We start from the raw sequence: 2,053 nt of genomic DNA, 5'->3' as shown, positions 1-2,053 counted from the left end.
TGGAAAAAACGGTCAAATTGACCACCCAATTCCAGTGTAAATTGACCACTTGTTTCGGTTGAAATTGACCACCCAATTCCGGAGCAAACTGACCACCTGATTCCAGTTGAAAGTGACCACCTAAAAAACAACTACTTTTTTCATGTTGTTAGCCCTTAAATTCGTTAAAAAAACGACGGATTTATGGCCAATAAACTAACAGACATGAGCAAAATTAGAAAAGCACTAAAATTCTATTGTAGCGGTAAGAGTAAGCTCTTTATTAGCAATTATCTCTCGCTTTCCAGAAATACAGTTAAGAAATACATTACCTTATTTGATGCCTTGGGATTAAATGTGGAAGACCTTGAACAGAAATCAGATGCTGATTTAGAAGATTTATTTTCACAATCTACACTGGAATCTACCAATCCTATGCTGGAAAAACTCCATTCCTTTTTTCCTAAAATGGAGCGTGACCTCAAGAAAGTTGGGGTAACAGTGCAACATCTTTGGGAAGAATATTATAAAGAAAACCCCGATGGCCTCAAGAGTTCTCAATTCAGGTACCACTTTAAAAACTGGAGCAATCGGGTAAATCCCGTGATGCACATGAACCACAAGGCAGGTGATAAAATGTATGTGGATTATGCTGGAAAAACACTTTCCATAATCGATGAAGACACCGGTGAAATCAAAGAAGTACAGTTCTTTGTGGCGATTTTAGGAGCCAGTCAGTACACTTATGCTGAAGCCTCGACGAGCCAACAAAAAGAAGATTTTGTAACTTCTGTCGAAAATGCTATTCGGTTTTTTGGAGGCACCCCAGCGGCCATTGTTCCCGATAATTTAAAATCGGCTGTGATAAAAAGCAGTCGTTTTGAACCTACCATCAACGAAACTTTAGCCGACTTTGCAGAACATTATCAAACCACTATATTGCCTGCCAGAGCTTACAAGCCAAGGGATAAGTCGTTAGTAGAAGGAGCTGTAAAGATATTATACAGAAGGATTTATGTGCATTTAAGAGAACAGAAATTCTTTAGCCTTGACCAACTTAATGAGCAAATTTGGAACCTTCTTGAGGTGCATAACAAAAGGAAACTCACCGCACGCCCGTACTCCCGATTGGAATTATTTACCGAAGATGAGAAAAAGGAATTAAACCCACTTCCCCAAGAACGCTTCGAGATTAAGTACCAATCCTTTGCCACAGTAATGCAAAACGGACATGTATCGTTGAGCGTAGATAAGAATTTTTACAGCGTTCCGTATCAATATTTGCGTAAAAAAGTCAAACTACTTTACACTAAATCCACCATTGAAATCTATTATAAATACAATCGTATTGCCACACATCCAAGGCATTATAAGCCTTACGTCTATACTACAAACCCAGACCATATGGCCAGCACCCATCAATTTGTAGCCGACTGGAGTGCATCGCGTTTTTTAGATTGGGCAAGTGGAATTGATCCAAGTGTAGGGGAATTTATCATGAAAATAATCGACAGTAAAAACCATCCTGAACAGGCGTATAAATCTTGTTTAGGCATTTTATCTTTTGAAAAGAAGGTAGGGAAACAACGCTTAATCAACGCTTGCAAAAGAGCATTAGATTACAAAATATACAACTATAAAACCATCCAAAACATTTTAGAAAACAATTTAGATCGAATTGATCTCGAATCAGAAACCGATTTAGAATTGCCCCAGCACGATAATATCCGAGGGAAAAATTACTTTAAATAAATTAAAATCAATTAATTATGAATGAAGCAACAGTAACAAAAATGAAGCTAATGAAGCTCAATGGCATGCACAATGCCTTTAAAACTGCCATTGAAAGTGGCAAAACTGACCACTACACCATTGATCAGTTTACATCTATGCTCATCGATTCGGAATGGGACGAAAGGCACAACAGACGTATCGAGCGAAGCATTAAAAACGCACGGTTCCATTACAAATCCAATATTGAAAGTCTTAATTTTGAAGTGTCCCGTAATTTAGACCGTACGCAAGTACTGCGATTGGCCGATTGTGAGTTTGTAACCAAAAACCAAAACGTGTT

At 38.0% G+C, this 2,053-nt stretch carries 2 protein-coding genes; both read left to right on the top strand.

Annotated elements, in window-relative coordinates:
- Nucleotides 1-183 precede the first annotated feature (183 nt).
- Nucleotides 184-1,731, top strand: coding sequence for an IS21 family transposase (gene istA / locus E0F98_RS15935; protein WP_132113259.1), 1,548 nt, complete (start codon nt 184-186; stop codon nt 1,729-1,731).
- A 17-nt stretch (nt 1,732-1,748) separates the two neighbouring features.
- Nucleotides 1,749-2,053 (top strand): ATP-binding protein (locus E0F98_RS15930; RefSeq protein WP_165929344.1); only part of this gene is annotated, 305 nt, incomplete at its 3' end.

The sequence above is a fragment of the Flavobacterium hiemivividum genome, assembly GCF_004349145.1.
In the GTDB taxonomy this organism is placed as follows: domain Bacteria; phylum Bacteroidota; class Bacteroidia; order Flavobacteriales; family Flavobacteriaceae; genus Flavobacterium; species Flavobacterium hiemivividum.
The sequence above is the reverse complement of the archived record's forward strand: the minus strand, read 5'-3'. Positions and strand labels throughout refer to the sequence as shown.

Coding starts and splice junctions, on each gene's coding strand:
- istA (WP_132113259.1), top strand. CDS start 184: ATGGCCAATAAACTAACAGACATGAGCAAAATTAGAAAAGCACTAAAA.